The organism is Cryobacterium sp. M23 (assembly GCF_002929655.1).
Classification (GTDB): domain Bacteria; phylum Actinomycetota; class Actinomycetes; order Actinomycetales; family Microbacteriaceae; genus Cryobacterium; species Cryobacterium sandaracinum.
Genome location: NZ_PJJV01000017.1, coordinates 1 through 2,679 on the forward strand (window position 1 = coordinate 1; position 2,679 = coordinate 2,679).

Sequence of the window (2,679 nt, forward strand, 5' to 3'; positions counted from 1 at the left end):
GACCGGACTAATATCCGGGTTGCCGGGGTGGCAGAAGAGGTAAATATGTCTGACGTCCTTCTTGACCGCCCCGAACTTGCGGGGCTCGGTGTCTACGAATTCGGGTGGTCCGACTCCGATGCTGCTGGTGCCTCCGCCCGCCGCGGGATTTCGCCGGAGGTGGTGACCGATATCTCCAATCTCAAGGGCGAGCCTGAGTGGATGCTGCAGCGTCGCCTCAGGGCCCTCGAATTGTTTGAGCGCAAGCCGATGCCGACTTGGGGTGCTGACCTGTCGGGCATCGATTTCGACAACATCAAGTATTTTGTTCGTTCCACGGAGAAGCAGGCCCAGACTTGGGACGACCTGCCCGAGGACATCAAGAGCACCTATGAGAAGCTCGGCATCCCCGAGGCCGAGCGTCAGCGTCTTGTCTCCGGCGTCGCGGCCCAGTATGAGTCCGAGGTGGTCTACCACCAGATCAACGAAGAATTGGCTGCGCAGGGTGTCATCTTCATGGATACTGACACGGCGTTGAGGGAGCATCCGGAGTTCTTCGAGGAGTACTTCGGCACGATCATTCCCTCCGGCGACAACAAGTTCGCGGCGCTGAACACCTCGGTGTGGTCGGGCGGCTCTTTCGTTTATGTGCCGCCGGGCGTGCACGTGGAGATCCCGCTGCAGGCCTACTTCCGCATCAATACGGAGAATATGGGGCAGTTTGAGCGCACCCTGATCATCGCCGACGAGGGCAGCTACGTGCACTACATCGAGGGGTGCACGGCCCCGATCTACTCGTCCGATTCTCTGCACTCCGCGGTGGTCGAGATTGTTGTGAAGAAAAATGCCCGCGTTCGCTACACGACTATCCAGAACTGGTCCACGAACGTCTACAACCTGGTCACGAAGCGTGCGACGGCCGCGGAGGGTGCCACGATGGAGTGGATCGACGGCAACATCGGTTCCAAGGTCACGATGAAGTACCCGTCGATTTATCTGATGGGTGAGCACGCTAAGGGGGAGACCCTGTCGGTGGCGTTCGCGGGTCCCGGTCAGCATCAGGATGCGGGCGCGAAGATGATCCACATGGCGCCGTATACGCAGTCTTCGATCGTGTCGAAGTCGATTGCCCGGGGTGGTGGCCGGTCTGGTTACCGTGGTGAGGTGCGGGTGGATGCCACGGCGCACCACTCCGCGAACACGGTGCGCTGTGACGCGTTGCTGGTGGACACGAAATCGCGTTCGGACACGTATCCGTCGATCGATATCCGGGTCGATGATGTGCAGTTGGGCCATGAGGCCACGGTGTCGCGGGTCAGCGAGGAGCAGCTGTTCTACCTGATGAGCCGGGGGATGCCCGAAGATGAGGCGATGGCCATGATCGTGCGCGGCTTCATCGAGCCGATTGCCCGGGAGCTGCCGATGGAGTACGCCCTTGAACTCAACAAGCTCATTGAAATGGGCATGGAAGGATCCGTCGGCTAAATGTCCGCCGCCTCTGCACAACTCAATTCCCCACCAACCACCCCGGCATCCACAACGGATGCCATGCCTACTGCGGAGCAGCACGGCATCAAGGAGCACTCGGACGGCCGTTTCGGTTATGTGCCGGTGCAGACCCGGTCGGACCGGTTCGCGAGCGTGAACGTGGCCGACTTCGGTCCCGTCACGGGTCGTGAAGCGGTCTGGAAGCTATCGCCGGTGAAGAAGTTCACCGACCTGACCGCGGGTGTGCTCGACGGGTCGGAGTACCCGGTCGAGTCTTCACGCGTCCCCGGGGTCAGCGTCGCCTGGGTCGATCGCACCGACCCGCGGATCGGTTCGGCCGGGGCGCCCGAGGAGCGCGCGTCGGCGAACGCGTGGTCGAGTTTCGAGAAGGCTCTCGCGATCACGATCAGCGGTGAGGAGGCCAAGGAGGTCACGGTCACCCGTGCCGGCCTGGGTTCCGGCGCGCGCGGCGCGCACACCATCATCGAGGCCAAGCCATTCAGCCAGGCCATCCTGATCCTGGAGAACACGGGTGCGGCCCGGCTGAGCGAGAACGTCGAGATCATCCTGGGCGAGTCCGCGAACCTGACCGTGGTCAGTCTGCAGGAATGGGGCGACACGGCCGTGCACCTGACGAACCACTTCGCCACCATCGGCCGCGACGCACGGTTGAAGCACATCGTGGTGAGCCTGGGCGGCAGCATCGTGCGGGTGAACCCGTCGGTGCGTCTAGCCGGGATCGGTTCGGACACGGAGCTGCTCGGCCTGTACTTCGCCGACGCCGGCCAGCACCTCGAGCAGCAGGTGTTCGTGAACCATGTCGCGCCGAACAGTCGCAGCCGCGTCACCTACAAGGGTGCGTTGCAGGGTCAGGGTGCCCGCACCGTGTGGATCGGCGACGTCCTGATCGGGCGGGATGCGGCCGGGACCGACAGCTACGAACAGAACCGTAACCTCGTGCTCACCGAAGGCACCCGGGCGGACTCGATCCCGAACCTCGAGATCGAGACCGGCGACATCACGGGGGCCGGGCACGCGAGCGCGACCGGCCGCTTCGACGACGAGCAGCTGTTCTACCTGCAGTCCCGCGGCATCAGCGAAGACGAGGCCCGGCGCCTCGTCGTGCGCGGCTTCCTCAGCGAGATCGTGCAACAAATCGGCTCCCCCCTGCTCGAAGAACGCCTCCAGGCGGCCATCGAAGCAGAACTCACC

2 protein-coding genes are annotated in these 2,679 nt (G+C 63.5%); both read left to right on the forward strand.

The window, feature by feature from the left end; translation table 11 throughout:
• Positions 1 to 45 precede the first annotated feature (45 nt).
• Complete coding sequence (gene sufB, locus CXY82_RS00150; RefSeq protein WP_104169162.1) at positions 46 to 1,464, forward strand: Fe-S cluster assembly protein SufB; 1,419 nt, start codon at positions 46 to 48, stop codon at positions 1,462 to 1,464.
• The coding region (sufD, locus tag CXY82_RS00155) for a Fe-S cluster assembly protein SufD (protein ID WP_370443659.1) at positions 1,465 to 2,679 on the forward strand (1,215 nt) is incomplete at its 3' end.